Source organism: Herbaspirillum sp. CAH-3, from assembly GCF_009668275.1.
Taxonomy (GTDB): Bacteria; Pseudomonadota; Gammaproteobacteria; order Burkholderiales; family Burkholderiaceae_D; genus Herbaspirillum; species Herbaspirillum aquaticum.
The window spans coordinates 26,890-41,819 of record NZ_VSWE01000014.1; the positions used below are offsets into that span (position 1 = coordinate 26,890).

17 protein-coding genes are annotated in these 14,930 nt (G+C 62.7%); 16 read left to right on the forward strand and 1 reads right to left on the reverse strand.

Going from position 1 to position 14,930, the window contains the following annotated elements; translation table 11 throughout:
- Window positions 1-23 precede the first annotated feature (23 nt).
- From FYB76_RS18185 to FYB76_RS18235, 11 genes are all read left to right on the forward strand, one after another.
- Window positions 24-1,151, forward strand: coding sequence for a LacI family DNA-binding transcriptional regulator (locus FYB76_RS18185; RefSeq protein ID WP_370516374.1), 1,128 nt, complete (start codon window positions 24-26; stop codon window positions 1,149-1,151).
- Between the two features lie 310 nt (window positions 1,152-1,461).
- On the forward strand, window positions 1,462-2,265 hold the full coding sequence (locus tag FYB76_RS18190) for a transporter substrate-binding domain-containing protein (RefSeq protein WP_088756756.1): 804 nt from the start codon (window positions 1,462-1,464) through the stop codon (window positions 2,263-2,265).
- A 126-nt stretch (window positions 2,266-2,391) separates the two neighbouring features.
- On the forward strand, window positions 2,392-3,087 hold the full coding sequence (locus FYB76_RS18195) for an amino acid ABC transporter permease (protein ID WP_088756753.1): 696 nt from the start codon (window positions 2,392-2,394) through the stop codon (window positions 3,085-3,087).
- Window positions 3,087-3,737, forward strand: coding sequence for an amino acid ABC transporter permease (locus FYB76_RS18200; protein WP_088756751.1), 651 nt, complete (start codon window positions 3,087-3,089; stop codon window positions 3,735-3,737). Before FYB76_RS18195 ends, FYB76_RS18200 begins: the two co-directional genes overlap by 1 nt.
- Complete coding sequence (locus FYB76_RS18205) at window positions 3,724-4,458, forward strand: amino acid ABC transporter ATP-binding protein (protein WP_088756750.1); 735 nt, start codon at window positions 3,724-3,726, stop codon at window positions 4,456-4,458. The genes FYB76_RS18200 and FYB76_RS18205 overlap by 14 nt, the downstream gene beginning before the upstream one ends.
- Window positions 4,455-5,198 (forward strand): sugar phosphate isomerase/epimerase family protein, encoded by a 744-nt coding sequence (locus FYB76_RS18210; RefSeq protein ID WP_370516375.1) that lies wholly within the window; start codon window positions 4,455-4,457, stop codon window positions 5,196-5,198. Before FYB76_RS18205 ends, FYB76_RS18210 begins: the two co-directional genes overlap by 4 nt.
- An 11-nt stretch (window positions 5,199-5,209) precedes the next feature.
- Window positions 5,210-6,154 carry a sugar kinase gene (locus FYB76_RS18215; protein WP_154134547.1) on the forward strand — a complete coding sequence of 315 codons (945 nt, stop codon included), beginning with the start codon at window positions 5,210-5,212 and terminating at the stop codon, window positions 6,152-6,154.
- 22 nt (window positions 6,155-6,176) lie between these two features.
- Window positions 6,177-7,136 carry a D-glycerate dehydrogenase gene (locus FYB76_RS18220; protein ID WP_154134548.1) on the forward strand — a complete coding sequence of 320 codons (960 nt, stop codon included), beginning with the start codon at window positions 6,177-6,179 and terminating at the stop codon, window positions 7,134-7,136.
- 220 nt (window positions 7,137-7,356) lie between these two features.
- A complete protein-coding gene (locus tag FYB76_RS18225) occupies window positions 7,357-8,112 on the forward strand; it encodes an electron transfer flavoprotein subunit beta/FixA family protein (RefSeq protein WP_088756743.1) in 756 nt (251 codons plus the stop codon).
- A gap of 2 nt (window positions 8,113-8,114) precedes the next feature.
- Window positions 8,115-9,044, forward strand: coding sequence for an electron transfer flavoprotein subunit alpha/FixB family protein (locus FYB76_RS18230; RefSeq protein ID WP_039787724.1), 930 nt, complete (start codon window positions 8,115-8,117; stop codon window positions 9,042-9,044).
- A 95-nt stretch (window positions 9,045-9,139) separates the two neighbouring features.
- Entirely contained in the window at window positions 9,140-10,924 is a 1,785-nt protein-coding gene (locus tag FYB76_RS18235) for an acyl-CoA dehydrogenase (protein ID WP_154134549.1), read from the forward strand.
- A gap of 83 nt (window positions 10,925-11,007) precedes the next feature.
- Here FYB76_RS18235 and FYB76_RS18240 read toward each other — a convergent pair whose 3' ends face one another.
- Complete coding sequence (locus FYB76_RS18240; RefSeq protein WP_088756737.1) at window positions 11,008-11,436, reverse strand: NINE protein; 429 nt, start codon at window positions 11,434-11,436, stop codon at window positions 11,008-11,010.
- A 314-nt stretch (window positions 11,437-11,750) separates the two neighbouring features.
- On the opposite strand from FYB76_RS18240, the gene rpsP reads away from it, so the two are divergent.
- The 5 genes from rpsP to FYB76_RS18265 all read left to right on the forward strand — a co-directional run bounded on the left by rpsP (window position 11,751) and on the right by FYB76_RS18265 (window position 14,889).
- A complete protein-coding gene (rpsP, locus tag FYB76_RS18245; RefSeq protein ID WP_008327198.1) occupies window positions 11,751-12,005 on the forward strand; it encodes a 30S ribosomal protein S16 in 255 nt (84 codons plus the stop codon).
- 70 nt (window positions 12,006-12,075) lie between these two features.
- The gene (gene rimM, locus FYB76_RS18250; RefSeq protein WP_154134550.1) at window positions 12,076-12,696 is read left to right on the forward strand and encodes a ribosome maturation factor RimM; all 621 of its coding nucleotides are present in this window, start codon (window positions 12,076-12,078) and stop codon (window positions 12,694-12,696) included.
- Between the two features lie 93 nt (window positions 12,697-12,789).
- A complete protein-coding gene (gene trmD / locus FYB76_RS18255; protein ID WP_154134551.1) occupies window positions 12,790-13,545 on the forward strand; it encodes a tRNA (guanosine(37)-N1)-methyltransferase TrmD in 756 nt (251 codons plus the stop codon).
- 181 nt (window positions 13,546-13,726) lie between these two features.
- Window positions 13,727-14,110 (forward strand): 50S ribosomal protein L19, encoded by a 384-nt coding sequence (gene rplS, locus FYB76_RS18260; RefSeq protein WP_008327243.1) that lies wholly within the window; start codon window positions 13,727-13,729, stop codon window positions 14,108-14,110.
- Between the two features lie 107 nt (window positions 14,111-14,217).
- Window positions 14,218-14,889: a CoA pyrophosphatase gene (locus tag FYB76_RS18265; RefSeq protein WP_034332353.1), complete on the forward strand. Its 672-nt coding sequence runs from the start codon at window positions 14,218-14,220 to the stop codon at window positions 14,887-14,889.
- Window positions 14,890-14,930: the final 41 nt, after the last annotated feature.

A 14,930-nucleotide genomic window follows, 5' to 3' on the forward strand; every position in this document is an offset into this window, starting at 1 on the left:
GTTCAACGATTTGGCGGGCAATAGTGAGACAAAGCACCAAGACCGGCACCGACCGGGTCACCATCGCGCAAGTGGCGCGGGAGGCCGGGGTGTCCAAGACCAGCGTATCGCGTTACCTGGGCGGCGAATTCGACGCGCTCTCGGCACGCCTGCGCGACCAGATCGGCAAGACCATCGCGCGCCTGGGCTATCAGCCCAGCCAGATGGCGCGCGGGCTCAAGGGTGGCCGCACCCGCCTCATCGGCATGCTGGTAGCGGACATCCTCAACCCCTATTCGGTGGCCGTGCTGCATGGTGCGGAAGCGGCCTGCCAGAAGCATGGCTACACGCTCATGCTGTGCAATACCGGCAATGACGAGGCGCGTGAGAAGCAGTCCCTGGCGGCCCTGCATTCCTACAGCGTCGAAGGCCTGCTGTTCAACACCCAGGGCCGCAACGTGACGCCGCTGCGCGAGCTGGGGCAGGCGGCCTTTCCGGTGGTGCTGCTGGACCGGCACGTGGAAGGCTGCGACTTCGACCTGGTCGGCCTGGACAACGTCAAGGCCGCGCAATTGGGGACGCAGCACCTGCTGGCCCAGGGCTATACCGATATCGCGCTGGTGGTGCAGCCCCTGTATGGCGTGAGTTCGCGGCAAGGGCGGCAGGCGGGTTTTTTGCAGGCGATGGCGCAGCGGCCCGATTGCCATGCCGAGACGCTGGAAGTGGATGTGGACCAGCCCGGCCATGTGGCCACGATCGTGCGCGAATATTTCCTGCGCCGGGCAGGGGCCGGCAGTACGGGGCGAGTGGCGCTGCTTGCCGGCAACGGCATGGTGTCATTGCAGATCGCGCTGGCCTTGCAGAGCATGACGCTGCGCTTTCCTGACGATGTGGGGCTGCTGTGTTTCGATGAATTGGCCTGGTCGCCCTTGGTGGGCAGCGGCATCAGTACCATCGAACAACCGACTTATGACATCGGGTTTGCGGCCATCGAACGCTTGCTGGTCCGCATTCATGGCGAGCGCTCGGTACGCATGGAAATGCTGTTGGACCCCCGCCTCATCTGCCGCGGCTCGACCGCCAGTGTGGAAGGCCATCCGCAGCGCGCGCTGGTGCGCGGTATTGCCGAGAAGATTTCCCCGGCACCGACGGGGCAGATGAGCCGAATTTAAACGCATTGCTGGAACCGGTACCAAGACGCGGGACGCCTGACGTGATGATGCGCCCGATTGGTAAGACCTTGAAACAGGACTGCAGAGCTGTTCAGTAAAAGGGAAGCCCGTATTTCAGCCTCACGCGATCGTATTACTCGTATTACGGCCTTCCGGCCGCATCACAGACCTGCAAGCGGGAAGCACAAGCAGGCAGCAACAAAGAGGGGCAACGAGTCCATGCGGCCACGCGAGAGCGGGTGCGGGACCCGGCGCCTGTCGCACCCAACGGACTGCCGTCCACACGGCATTGATTGATCAGGAGACCAGGATGAGCATCAAGAAAATTTTCAACGCAAAATTCGTCGCACTGACGCTGGCCGCAGCCTGCGCAGTGGCAACCGCTGCCAGCGCCAGTGCGCAGAGCATCGCCGAGCTGACCAAGAAGGGCAAGATCACCATCGGCGTGGTCAGTGGCACTCCCCCGTTCGGTTCGGTCGATGCCAAGGGCGAGCCCATCGGCTATGACGTCGATGTGGCCAACCTGATCGGCAAGTATCTCGGCCTGCCGGTGGAGATCGTGCCGCTGGTGCCGCCGGCCCGTATCCCGGCGCTGGAATCGGGCAAGGTCGACATGCTGGCCGCCACCCTGGCCCCTACGCCTGAGCGCGCCAAGTCGGTACTGTTCACGATTCCCTACAGCGGCTTCGAGCTGTCCATCGTCGGCCCGGTCGGCAGCAACTACAAGAAGCTGGACGATCTGGTGAAGAAGAAAGTGGGCGTCTCGCGCGGCTCCACCAACGACACTGCACTGACCCGCCTGGCCCCTCCGGGCACGGTGCTGGTGCGTTTCGAGGATGACTCCACGGTGACCCAGGCGCTGCTGTCGAACCAGGTCGATGCCATCTCCATTCCCAACACCATGGCCAATGAAATCGTCAAGAGCCGTGGCCAGGGCAAGATCGAAGTCAAGTTCCCGTACTCGGTGCAACCCAATTCGATGACCGTGCGCAAGGGCTCCTACGAGCTGCAGCAGTGGCTCAACAACTTCATCTACTACGTCAAGCTCAACGGCGAACTCGATGCCATCTCGCGCAAGTGGGCCGGTCCGCTGCCCAACCTGCCGGTGTTCTGATTCCGTCTTGCGGAATCTGTCTTGCAGAAGCGGCTGCGCAGCCATGAACTGCGCAGCCTGAGAAGAACAGATCACGCGCCGTTCAGGGGATGAACGGACGGCGCGGGTTTGTCGGAGGAGCACACGATGCATTACGATTTTCAGTTCGCGTTCATCTTCCAGCACCTGGATCAGTTGCTGGTCGGCGCACTGCTCACCATCCGGTTGAGCGCGCTGTCGATGATCTGCGGTTTGGCCGTCGGCATTTTCGGCGCCATCATTTCCATTCACGGCAGCGCACCGGCGCGGCTGGCGGTCACCTCCTACGTGGAGCTGATCCGCAGCACGCCTTTCCTGGTGCAGCTGTTCATCATCTTCTTCGGCCTGCCTTCCATCGGCGTACAGGTCGATGCCAACATCGCCGCACTGGTGGCCATGACGGTCAACCTCGGGGCTTACTCCACCGAGATCGTGCGGGCCGGCATGATGGCCATCCACCCCTCGCAGATCGAGGCAGCGCATGCGCTGGCCATGACGCGCGGGCAGGTGATCCGGCATGTGGTGCTCACGCCCGCGCTGGAAAAGGTGTATCCGGCACTGGCCAGCCAGTTCACGCTGATGATGCTGGCCTCCAGCATCGTCTCGGCCATCTCGGCCGAAGAGTTGACGGCCACGGCCAACCTGCTTGATGCGGAGACCTTCCGCAGCTTCGAAATCTACCTGGTGGTGATGGTGCTCTACATCCTGCTGGCATTGCTGTTCCGCCTGGCCTTCTGGCTGATCGGACTGGTGGTCTTCAAACGCCGTCGCCGCCTGGGCGTGGCTCGTCCGAGGAGGATGTGATGCTCGCTGAATTTTCCTTCGATAATTTCCTGTTCCTGCTGGAGGCGGCGCGCTGGACGCTGCTGCTCTCGGTGCTGGCTTTCGTCGGCGGCGGCATCGCCGGTTTCATCGTGGCCCTGATGCGCACCTCGCACCTGGCGCCGCTGCGGCTGCTTTCGGCGGTGTATATACAGATCATCCAGGGCACGCCGGTGCTGATCATCCTGTTCCTGTCCTTCTACGGACTGGCGATCTTCGGCTACAAGCTCCCGCCCATGGTGGCTGCCACTATCGCCATGACTATCTATTCCAGCGCCTATCTGGGCGAGATCTGGCGCGGCTGCATCGAGGCCGTGCCGGTGCCGCAGTGGGAAGCCTCGACCGCCCTGGCCATGACGCGCTGGCAGCAGCTGCGCTACGTGATCCTGCCGCAGGCGGTGCGTATTTCGCTGCCGCCGACCGTGGGCTTCCTGGTGCAGATCGTCAAGAACACCTCGATCGCCTCCATCATCGGCCTGGTGGAACTGGCGCAGGCCGGCAAGCTGGTCAGCAATGCGACCTTCCAGCCTTTCCTGGTCTTCCCCATCGTGGCCGGTATCTACTTCGTTTTCTGTTATCCGCTGTCCCGTTTCGCTTTTGCCCTGGAGAGGAAATACCATGCCCATCGTTGAGATTGACAACATCACCAAGCGCTTCGGCAGCAACCAGGTCTTGAACGGCATTTCGCTGTCGGTCGAGCGCGGCCAGGTGGTGGCCATCATCGGCCGTTCGGGCTCCGGCAAGAGCACCATGCTCCGCTGCATCAACGGGCTGGAGACCATCGATGGCGGCAGCATCACCGTGGCCGGCCACAAGCTGACCAACAAGCATGAACACCTCATCGAATTGCGCAAGGATGTGGGCATGGTGTTCCAGCATTACAATCTCTTTCCGCACCTGACCGTGGAGGAGAACATCATGCTGTCACCCCGCATCGTCAAGAAGACCGCCACCGACACCGCCCGCGAGACGGCCATCAAGGTCTTGAAGCAGGTCGGCCTGGATCACAAGCGCGACGCCTATCCCGAGCAGCTCTCCGGCGGCCAGCAGCAACGCGTGGCCATTGCCCGCTCGCTGGCCATGGAGCCGCAGGTGATGCTGTTCGATGAAGTGACTTCGGCGCTGGACCCGGAACTGACCGCCGAAGTATTGAAGGTCATGGAAGAGCTGGCACGCGGCGGCATGACCATGCTGCTGGTCACGCACGAGATGGAATTCGCGCGCCGGGTGGCGGACCTCACCGTCTTCATGCACCAGGGCAAGGTGTGGGAGGCGCGGCCTTCGGAGGAATTCTTCGCCGATCCGCAGACCCCGGAAGCCAGGCAGTTCATCGGTGCAGGGGCACTCAAGTGAGTCCGGTCCTGGTCGCCGCCTCGGCCTATGGGGCGGACCTGGTGCGGCGGGTCGGCCATGCCGACCTGGTCCCGATGGTGGCGGCGGCCGGGGCGGCTGGCCTTGAAATACGGCGTGAGCTCTTCGATGGACCGCAGGACCTGCCGGCCTTGCGCGCACTGCTGGAGCAGCACAAGCTGTTTTCGGTGTATTCCGCACCGTTCGAATTGTTCGGTGCCGACGGGCGATTTGATCGAGAGCAGATCGGCCAGGCGATGAATGAGGCCGAGGAGATCGGCGCGCGTTTCCTGAAGGTATCGCTCGGGCATTTTTCTGCAGGCAGTGATCTGCAATCGCTGCTGCGTTTCCTCTCGCATTCCCCCATCGAAGTCCTGCTGGAAAACGACCAGACCCCGCAGGGCGGACGGCTGGAGCCCATCGTCAGCTTCCTGGCGCTGTGCACCGGCAATGGCTATGCCTTCGGCATGACCTTCGACATGGGCAACTGGCACTGGCAGGGCGTCGATCCCGAGACCGCCGCGCGTTCGCTGGCACCGCATGTGCGCTACGTGCACTGCAAGGGCGTGCAGGAGGACAAGGGCAAGCTCAAGGCCGTGGCGCTGCAGGCCCAGGATACCCACTGGCCGGCCATGCTGGCGCATTTCCCCACGGGCATCCTGCGGGCCATCGAATTCCCGCTGGTGGGCACGGATCTGGAAGAAACGACGCGCCGCCACGTGGCGATGCTGGCGGCCGTCTGAGGACAAGCACAATGACGATGCAACTGGATGTGGTGACCTGGGGCGAGGCCCTGGCCTTGCTGGTGGCTGACGAAGTCGGCCCCTTCGAGGAAGTGGAGAAATATACGCGCCGACTGGCCGGTGCCGAGACCAATGTGGCCATCGGCCTGGCACGCCTGGGCTTGAAAGTAGGTTGGGCCAGTCGTGTCGGCAACGACGCCTTTGGCCGCTTCATCCGCAAGCGGGTGGCGCAGGAAGGGGTGGACGTCAGCCGCGTGCTGACCGATATGGAATTCCGCACGGCGATCCAGTTGAAGGCCAAGGCGGTGGATGGAGCGGATCCCGCCATCGAGTATTACCGCAAGGGATCGGCGGCCAGCCACCTGTCGCTGGAGGATTTCGATCCGGCGTATTTCGGCGCGGCACGGCACCTGCACGCCACCGGCATCGCACCGGCCTTGTCGCCCACGACGATGGCCTTCGCCCATCACGCCATGGAGTTCATGCGGGCGCAGGGCAAGACGATTTCCTTCGATCCCAACCTGCGGCCGATGCTGTGGCCCTCGCGCGAAGTCATGGCGCAGCAGTTGAATGCGCTGGCCTTCAAGGCCGACTGGGTGCTGCCGGGTTTGTCGGAAGGCACGCTGTTGACCGGATATGAAGATCCGCGCGCCATCGCCGGCTTCTACCTGGAGCGCGGTGTGAAGATGGTGGTCATCAAGCTGGGCGCCGAGGGCGCTTACTGGCGCAACAGTGAAGGCGAGGGCAGGGTGGCCGGGGTGCCGGTGAAGGAAGTGGTCGATACCGTGGGGGCAGGGGACGGCTTCGCCGTGGGGGTCATCAGCGGCATGCTGGAAGGCTTGCCGGTACCCGAGGCCGTCATGCGCGGCAACCGCATCGGGGCGTTCGCCATCCAGGTGGTGGGCGACATGGAAGGCTTGCCTACCCGGGCCGAGCTGGAGGCGGCTTCGGCCTGATTTGACTTTCACAGGAACTGCCATGAAGCCGCACGTCGTCGTCTACAAAAAATTGCCCGAGCATCTGCTGCAGCGCCTGCAGGCGGAATGTGAGGTCACGCTCTTCGACCGTATTACGCAAGACAATCGTGCGGATTTCCTCGCGGCACTGAAGACCGCCCATGGCATGATCGGCGCCAGCCTGCCAATTACCAACGAGATGCTGGAGGGCGCGCCGCAACTCAAGATCGCGTCCACCATCTCGGTGGGCGTGGACAATTTCGACCTGGAGTATTTCCGCCGGCGCGGGCTGATGCTGGCGCATACGCCCGGGGTGCTCACCGAAGCGACTGCTGACACCATCTTTGCCTTGATCCTCTCCACCGCGCGCCGCGTGGTGGAACTGGCCGAATACGTCAAGGCCGGACGCTGGAAGGGCAGCATCGGTGAGGCCCAGTTTGGCGTCAACGTGCACGGCAAGACGCTGGGCCTGATCGGCATGGGCCGCATCGGTTCTGCGGTGGCACGGCGGGCGCATCATGGTTTCGGCATGCCGATCCTGTATCACAACCGTCGGCCCGATCCCGAGGCCGAGCGCGAACTCGGTGCGCGCTACGTCAGCCAGGACGAATTGCTGGCCCAGGCGGACTTCGTCTGCGTGATGCTGCCCTTGAACGCCGATACCGAACGGCTGATCGGCGCACGCGAATTCGCGCTCATGAAGCGCAGCGCCATCTTCATCAATGCCTCGCGCGGACGCATCGTCGATGAGGCGGCGCTGATCGCGGCCCTGCAGGACAAGACCCTCTACGGTGCCGGCCTGGATGTGTTCGAAGTCGAGCCGCTGCCCGCCGAATCGCCCTTGCTGCAACTCCCCAACGTGGTGGCCTTGCCCCACATCGGTTCGGCCACCCATGAAACCCGGCTGGCCATGGCCGAGCTGGCCGTCTCCAACCTGCTGGCCGGCCTGCGCGGCGAACCGGTACCCCACCTGGCGGTCTGAACGGCGCGGTGTTGCCTATGGGCAGGCCGCGCGTCAATTCCGCTGCATGAAGTTTTTTTCAGCTTCTCTTCATTTCCTCTTCCGCTCACGTGAATCTTTGGTGTATGCTGCGAACATTAAAAAGAACGATCGTGCTAAAAACCGGTAGGCACCCCGTTTTGCTTTTATAATCCTGCGGAAGTTTACGTTTACGTCAATTCCTTTTTGCAAGGGCCATGCGATGAAAGTATTAGTACCAGTCAAGCGCGTCGTGGATTACAACGTCAAGGTGCGCGTCAAGAGCGACGGCAGCGGCGTCGATATCGCCAACGTCAAGATGTCGATGAACCCGTTTGACGAAATCGCGGTGGAAGAAGCCGTGCGCCTGAAAGAAGGCGGCAAGGTGACCGAAGTGATCGCCGTCTCCGCCGGCGTGACCCAGTGCCAGGAAACCCTGCGCACCGCCATGGCCATTGGTGCCGATCGCGGCATCCTGGCCGAAGTGGCGGCCGATGTCGAACTGCAACCGCTGGCCGTGGCCAAGATCCTCAAGGCCCTGGCCGAGAAGGAGCAGCCGCAGCTGATCATCCTGGGCAAGCAGGCCATCGACGACGACTGCAACCAGACCGGCCAGATGCTGGCTGCCTTGCTGGGCTGGCCGCAAGCCACCTTCGCTTCCAAGGTGGTGCTGGAAGAGGGCAAGGTCACCGTGACCCGTGAAGTGGACGGCGGCCTGGAAACCCTGGCCCTGGCCCTGCCGGCCATCATCACCACCGACCTGCGCCTGAACGAGCCGCGTTACGTCACGCTGCCCAACATCATGAAGGCCAAGAAGAAGCAGCTCGATACCGTCAAGCCCGAAGAGCTGGGTGTGGACGTGGCCCCGCGCGTGAAGACCCTGAAGGTCACCGAGCCTGCCAAGCGCAGCGCCGGCGTGAAGGTGCCGGATGTCGCGACCCTGGTCGCCAAACTGAAAAATGAAGCCAAGGTGATCTGATCATGACCGCACTCGTTATTGCCGAACACGACAACGCCAGCCTCAAAGGCAGCACCCTCAACACCATCACCGCCGCAGCGCAAGCCGGTGGCGACGTCCACGTCCTGGTGGCCGGCGCCAACGCCAAGGCCGCCGCTGACGCTGCCGCCCAAGTGGCAGGCGTAGCCAAGGTGCTGCTGGCTGATGCTCCGCAATTCGCCGATGGCCTGGCCGAAAACGTGGCCGAACAAGTCCTGGCCATCGCCAAGGATTACAGCCACATCCTCGCGCCCGCCACTGCCTACGGCAAGAACATCCTGCCGCGCGTGGCCGCCAAGCTGGACGTGGGCCAGATTTCCGACATCACCAAGGTGGAGTCGGCCGATACCTTCGAACGTCCGATCTACGCCGGCAACGCTATTGCCACCGTGCAGTCGATCGACCCGATCAAGGTCATCACCGTGCGCACCACCGGTTTCGATCCGGCCGCGCAGGGTGGTTCGGCGGCCGTGGAAAGCATCCCGGCCGTGGCCGATTCGGGCAAGTCCAGCTTCGTGGGCCGTGAAGTGGCCAAGTCGGATCGTCCCGAACTGACCGCTGCCAAGATCATTGTTTCCGGTGGCCGTGGCATGGGCTCGGCGGAAAGCTTCAAGATCCTGGAGCCGCTGGCCGACAAGCTCAACGCCGCCATGGGTGCATCCCGTGCCGCTGTCGACGCAGGCTACGTGCCCAACGACTGGCAGGTCGGCCAGACCGGCAAGATCGTCGCGCCGCAGCTCTATATCGCCGTCGGTATCTCCGGCGCGATCCAGCATTTGGCCGGCATGAAGGACTCCAAGGTCATCGTCGCCATCAACAAGGACGAGGAAGCGCCGATCTTCTCGGTGGCTGACTATGGCCTGGTGGGTGACCTCTTCGAGGTCGTCCCCGAGCTGGTCAAGCAGCTTGGCTGATCTGTCCTGAATCGTAGTATCCGCCCCGGCTCAAGCCGGGGTGTTTTTGTGCAAGCAAGGAACGCCGGCAGAGCGTTCCGCATTGGAGGTTGGAGATGAGTTACACCGCGCCCGTGAAGGATATGTTGTTCGTCATGAATGAACTGGCCGGTCTGGCAGCCGTGAATGCGCTGCCCGGCTGCGAGGATGCCACGCCGGAAACGGCCGAGGCCATTCTCGAAGAAAACGCCCGTTTCTGCAGTGAAGTGATCGCCCCGCTGAACCATTCCGCCGACAAGGCGCCCAGCAGCTGGTCCGACGGCAAGGTCACCACCAGCCCCGGTTTCAAGGAGGCCTTCCGCCAGTTCGGTGAGGCCGGCTGGCAAGGCGTGCAGCATCCCGTGGAGTTCGGCGGACAAGGCCTGCCCAAGCTGCTGGCCACGCCCTGCATCGAGATGCTGAACTCGGCCAATCTCTCCTTCGCGCTGTGCCCGCTGTTGACCGATGGCACCATCGAAGCGCTGATGACGGCCGGCACGCAGCAGCAGAAGGAAACCTTCATCGCCAACTTCATCTCCGGCAAGTGGACCGGCACCATGAACTTGACCGAGCCGCAGGCCGGCTCCGACCTGGCACTGGTGCGCACCCGCGCCGTGCCGGAGGGCGACGGGACCTACAAGCTCTTCGGTACCAAGATCTTCATCACCTATGGCGAGCACGACATGGCCGAGAACATCGTCCATCTGGTGCTGGCCCGCACGCCCAATGCGCCTGAAGGCGTGAAGGGCATTTCACTCTTCATCGTGCCCAAGTTCCTGGTCAATGCCGACGGTTCGCTGGGCGCGCGCAATGACGTGCACTGCGTCTCGATCGAACACAAGCTGGGCATCAAGGCCAGCCCGACTGCCGTGCTGCAGTTCGGCGACCATGGCGGCGCCATCGGCACCCTGGTCGGTGAAGAGAATCGCGGCCTGGAATACATGTTCATCATGATGAATGCGGCACGCTTCGCCGTGGGCATCCAGGGGCTGTCGGTGTCGGAACGTGCCTACCAGAAGGCGGTGTCCTATGCCCGCGACCGCATCCAGTCGCGCGACCTGGCCGGCTCGCCCGGTCCGGTGGCCATCATCCACCAGCCCGATGTGCGTCGCATGTTGATGTCCATGCGCGCCCAGATCGAGGCGGCGCGGGCCTTGTCCTATGTGGCCGCAGCTACCTCGGACGCGGCGCACTTCAGCGATGACGAAGCCACCCGCAAATCCAACCAGGCCTTCTACGAATACCTGGTGCCCATCGTCAAGGGCTGGATCACCGAGATGTCCATCGATGTGACTTCCACCGGCGTGCAGGTGCATGGCGGCATGGGCTTCATTGAGGAAACCGGTGCGGCCCAGCATTATCGCGACGCCCGCATCCTGCCGATCTACGAAGGCACGACGGCCATCCAGGCCAATGACCTGGTGGGCCGCAAGACCGTGCGTGACGGCGGTGCCGTTGCCAAGGGCATCATCGCCCAGGTGCGCCAGACCGTGGCCGAGCTGCAGGGTGATGCGCAACTGCAGCCCATCGCGGCGCGCCTGGCCGACGCCGCCGATGCGCTGGAACAGGTGGTCGAGTATGTGGTGGCCAACGTCAAGAGCGATATCAAGGCGGTCTTCGCGGGCAGCGTCCCGTACCTGAAAATGGCTGGCGTGGTGCTGGGTGGCTGGCAGATGGCGCGTGCGGCGGCCATTGCAGCGGGCAAGCTCAAGTCCGGCGAGGGCGACGGCAAGTTCTACGAAGCCAAGCTGGCGACCGCGCGTTTCTACGCCGAGCAGATCCTGCCGCAGGCGCTGGCCTATCGCACGGCCATCGTCGATGGCGGTGCGGCAGTCATGGCGCTGGCTGAAGAGCAGTTCTGATCCTGATTTCAGGCAACAGCCCGGAACACCGCATTGGCGATGTTCCGGGCTTGTTCATTGGGAGGTGAGGGTAGGGCAGCAGTTCAGCCGAAGGCCCCGCCGGTGAAGAGCAGGTCAAAGCTGCGCGCCAGCAGGGCGATCACGCCCATGGCGCCCAATCCCACGGTCAGGACCAGGATCAGGGCCAGGATCCAGTGCGATTCCGAGTTCTTGCCGCTGCCGGCGTTGTAGCGTGCATCCCACTTGTCGTCGGGCGTCAGGCCCAGCACCAGCGCTTCCAGGCAGGCAATGAGCACCGACAGCACGAAGGGCAGGCCGGTGAAGAGCTTGGGCGCCTCCGGCCGCGCCGCCATCAAGGCCAGTGACAAGGGAATGGCCAGGATGTGCAACCAGCCGAAGCGGTCACGGCTGCCGTGGAGATAGAAGCGATGCAGGCCGATGCTGCCGAAGACGGTGGCCAGGAAGGTCGTCAGGGTCTTGTTCTTGTGGCGGGGTGCGGAAGGCAAGGGCATGCTGCTCGTCTCTTTATTCTGTTGTAAGCCGTCAGAGATGAATCTGGCGGCCATGTCGTGGTCAGGTCTGGCAGCAGTATAGCCGAGCCCCTGGCGCCGGGTGATTTCCGTCAGGACAAGCTGCCACGCGGCAGTCCTGGTCGGAGGAGGGGCAAAAGTGATGCCAAAAGACATCACTTTTGCCGTGTTTTGGGGAGTTTGCGGGGCGTTGTGCGTTGGTCTCTGGCACAAAAGCGCCAAGCAACTTGCCCGGGTGGGCGGAAGTCCGTTATAATCTGCGGCTTTTCCGTGTCCGTATTCTTACTGGAACCATTATGGTCGTTATTCGTTTAGCTCGTGGCGGCGCCAAGAAGCGCCCCTTCTACAACATCGTTGCAACCGACTCGCGCAATCGTCGCGATGGTCGTTTCATCGAGCGCATCGGCTTCTACAACCCGGTCGCTTCCGGCAAGGAAGAAACCGTGCGTATCGCTGCTGACCGTCTGGCTCACTGGCAAGGCGTTGGCGCACAACTGTCGCCGACCGTTGCTCGCCTGGTCGCTGAAGCCGGTTCCAAGGCTGCTGCTTAATACAGGTTTTCCTGTCTGATTCCGCGTCGGTTCTGCTGGCGCAAGGATGAAGAACAGGTCTGGTGTACTCATGACTCATCCAGCCCAGGCGGGGTTCTCCGCACCCGACGATCTCGTGACCGTCGGCCATGTGACCGGAGCCTACGGAATCCAGGGCTGGATTCGCGTGCGTCCTTATTCTTCCGAGGCAGATGCCTTGTTGAATGCCAAGACCTGGTGGCTGGAGAAACCTGGCCAACCCAAGCAGGATGTCGATGTCATGCAGTCCAAGGGGCACAGCGGCGATGTCGTTGCGCGCCTGACCGGGGTAGCGGACCGCAATGCGGCCGAAGCCATGAAGGGAACGGTGGTCTCCATCTCCCGCAAGCACTTCCCGGCGCTGGATGACAATGAATTCTACTGGGTCGATCTGATCGGCTCGGCAGTGGAAAATCTCCAGGGTGAACAACTGGGCGTGGTGTCCGACATGATGGACAACGGCGCCCATCCCATCCTGGTGGTGAAGGCCCCGGTGCAGGAAACTGCGCCAGCGCCGCAACCGCAAGCCGCTGCCGATGCAAAGCCGAAAAAGGGTGCCAAGGAGAAATCCGCGGCGGCGCCCGAATTGCTGATTCCGTTTGTCGACCAGTTCGTCAAGACGGTGCAGCAGAGCGAAAAAAAGATCATCGTCGACTGGGACAAGGATTACTGACCTTCAAGGTCAGTTTTTTCTTTTCCGGCTCGCTGATGTGAGCAGATTCAACAGATTCAAACGAGTCAAAAGAACCCAGGAAATGGAGGCGTGATGCAGTTTGATGTCGTCACTCTGTTTCCCGAGATGTTCGCCGCGCTCACGCAGTCCGGCATTACCCGCCGGGCGCTGGAGCAGCAGCGCTGGGGCTTGCAGTTGTGGAATCCGCGTGAATTCACCACTGACAATCACCGCACCGTGGATGACCGCCCCTATGGCGGCGGTCCCGGCATGGTGATGCTGGCCAAGCCGCTGCAGGCTGCCATCGAGGCGGCGCAGCAGCGGCAGCAGGCGCTGGGCTTGTCCCGGCCGCGTGTGATTTATCTTTCACCGCAAGGCGCACCGCTGACGCATGAGCGCGTGGTGCGGCTGTCGCAGGACAGCGGGGCAGTGTTGCTGTGCGGTCGCTATGAAGCGATTGACCAGCGCCTGCTCGACAAGTGTGTGGACGAGGAAATCAGCATTGGCGACTTCGTCCTCTCCGGCGGTGAATTGCCGGCGATGGCACTGATGGATGCAGTGATCCGGCTCTTGCCGGGTGCGCTCAACGACAGTGCCTCGGCCGTGGAAGACAGTTTTGTCAACGGATTGCTGGATTCGCCGCATTACACGCGTCCGGAAGTCTATGAAGGTGCACCGGTGCCGTCCATCCTCCTGGGCGGGCACCATGCCGAGATCCAGAAATGGCGCCGGCAGCGGGCACTGGAAGCCACGCAGAGCAAGCGCCCCGACCTCATCGTCAGGGCCCGCGAGCAGGGCTTGCTGAGCAAGGCCGATGAAAAGTTTCTGGGCAGTTTGCCGCCGCAGTAAGCCTGCACGCGAGCAGATCGCCCGAGTGAAGTTTTAGCAGCAAATGCAATACCGCAGGCCCGGCAACGGACCTGCACCGTGCGGTGGCCGATGTCACCGTGTTTGAAACCCCATCCTCTACCGGGCTTTACAATCGGCCCTCGTGGCAATGGCGCCGGCAAGATGGTTACAGGAGCAAAAAATGGATCTGATCCAGCAACTCGAGCAAGAAGAGATCGCGCGTCTCGCCAAGAACATTCCCGACTTCGCCCCCGGCGACACCGTGATTGTCAACGTGAACGTGGTTGAAGGTACCCGCAAGCGCGCTCAGGCTTACGAAGGCGTGGTCATCGCCCGCCGTAACCGTGGCCTGAACTCCAACTTCATCGTCCGCAAGATTTCTTCGGGCGAAGGCGTTGAGCGTACCTTCCAGCTGTACTCGCCGCTGATCGCCTCGATCGAAGTCAAGCGTCGTGGTGACGTGCGTCGTGCCAAGCTGTACTACCTGCGCGAACGTTCGGGCAAGTCGGCACGTATCAAGGAAAAGCTGCCCAGCCGTGCGGCAAAGGCTGCTGCTGCCGAGTAATCGGTCGCCTGTTGATGCGTCAGGAAAAGGGGTGTCTCGCGACGCCCCTTTTTCGTTTCTGACACCCAATTGAAGTCCTGACAACCTCACGATCAAGCGAGCACAACGTGGCCAGTTTCGATCCCGTCAATCTGCCTGTGGATGCCGTCGCCGGCGAAAGTGCGCTGGAGGCCGCGCGCCTGAATGCCGACTGGCTGCGCCAGCGCTTCGCCGACCCGCCGCGCTGGGAGCCCGAGCACAGCGGCGACCAGATGGCACGCCTGGCCGAGTCCAAGGGACGGTTCCGGCTGGCCTCGGTGCTGATCCCGATCGTGCTGCGCGAAGAGGGGATGACGGTTCTCTTCACTCAGCGTACAGCTGACCTGAAGGATCACGCGGGACAGATCAGTTTCCCCGGCGGCCGCCGCGAGGACTATGACGGCTCGGCCATCGAGACGGCTCTGCGCGAGACCGAAGAGGAAATCGGCCTGGCGCGCCAGCACATCGAAGTCATCGGCTCGCTGCCTGATTACTTCACCGGCACCGGTTACCGTGTCACGCCGGTGGCAGGACTGATACAGCCGCCGTTCGAGGCCGTGGGCGATCCGCGTGAAGTGGCCGAGATCTTTGAAGTGCCGCTGGCTTTCCTCATGGATGGACTGAACCATCAGCGCCGCTCGGTCGAGCTGCCGGCGCCGGTGGGCCGTCGCAGCTTCTATACCATGCCCTATGACCGCTACTTCATCTGGGGTGCAACTGCCGGCATGCTGCGCAACCTGTTCCACTTCCTGCGCAGTTAGCGACAGAATTTGTCGCCTCTCAGCTACGCAATGTCGCTGTT

What these genes read in the sequence shown, in the direction of transcription:
- FYB76_RS18225 (WP_088756743.1), top strand. Translation starts at nt 7,357, where the DNA reads ATGAAAGTATTAGTACCAGTCAAGCGCGTCGTGGATTACAACGTCAAG.
- FYB76_RS18195 (WP_088756753.1), top strand. Translation starts at nt 2,392, where the DNA reads ATGCATTACGATTTTCAGTTCGCGTTCATCTTCCAGCACCTGGATCAG.
- FYB76_RS18190 (WP_088756756.1), top strand. Translation starts at nt 1,462, where the DNA reads ATGAGCATCAAGAAAATTTTCAACGCAAAATTCGTCGCACTGACGCTG.
- rimM (WP_154134550.1), top strand. Translation starts at nt 12,076, where the DNA reads ATGACTCATCCAGCCCAGGCGGGGTTCTCCGCACCCGACGATCTCGTG.
- FYB76_RS18240 (WP_088756737.1), bottom strand. Translation starts at nt 11,436, where the DNA reads ATGCCCTTGCCTTCCGCACCCCGCCACAAGAACAAGACCCTGACGACC.
- FYB76_RS18220 (WP_154134548.1), top strand. Translation starts at nt 6,177, where the DNA reads ATGAAGCCGCACGTCGTCGTCTACAAAAAATTGCCCGAGCATCTGCTG.
- rpsP (WP_008327198.1), top strand. Translation starts at nt 11,751, where the DNA reads ATGGTCGTTATTCGTTTAGCTCGTGGCGGCGCCAAGAAGCGCCCCTTC.
- rplS (WP_008327243.1), top strand. Translation starts at nt 13,727, where the DNA reads ATGGATCTGATCCAGCAACTCGAGCAAGAAGAGATCGCGCGTCTCGCC.
- FYB76_RS18230 (WP_039787724.1), top strand. Translation starts at nt 8,115, where the DNA reads ATGACCGCACTCGTTATTGCCGAACACGACAACGCCAGCCTCAAAGGC.
- FYB76_RS18235 (WP_154134549.1), top strand. Translation starts at nt 9,140, where the DNA reads ATGAGTTACACCGCGCCCGTGAAGGATATGTTGTTCGTCATGAATGAA.
- FYB76_RS18205 (WP_088756750.1), top strand. Translation starts at nt 3,724, where the DNA reads ATGCCCATCGTTGAGATTGACAACATCACCAAGCGCTTCGGCAGCAAC.
- FYB76_RS18215 (WP_154134547.1), top strand. Translation starts at nt 5,210, where the DNA reads ATGACGATGCAACTGGATGTGGTGACCTGGGGCGAGGCCCTGGCCTTG.
- FYB76_RS18200 (WP_088756751.1), top strand. Translation starts at nt 3,087, where the DNA reads ATGCTCGCTGAATTTTCCTTCGATAATTTCCTGTTCCTGCTGGAGGCG.
- trmD (WP_154134551.1), top strand. Translation starts at nt 12,790, where the DNA reads ATGCAGTTTGATGTCGTCACTCTGTTTCCCGAGATGTTCGCCGCGCTC.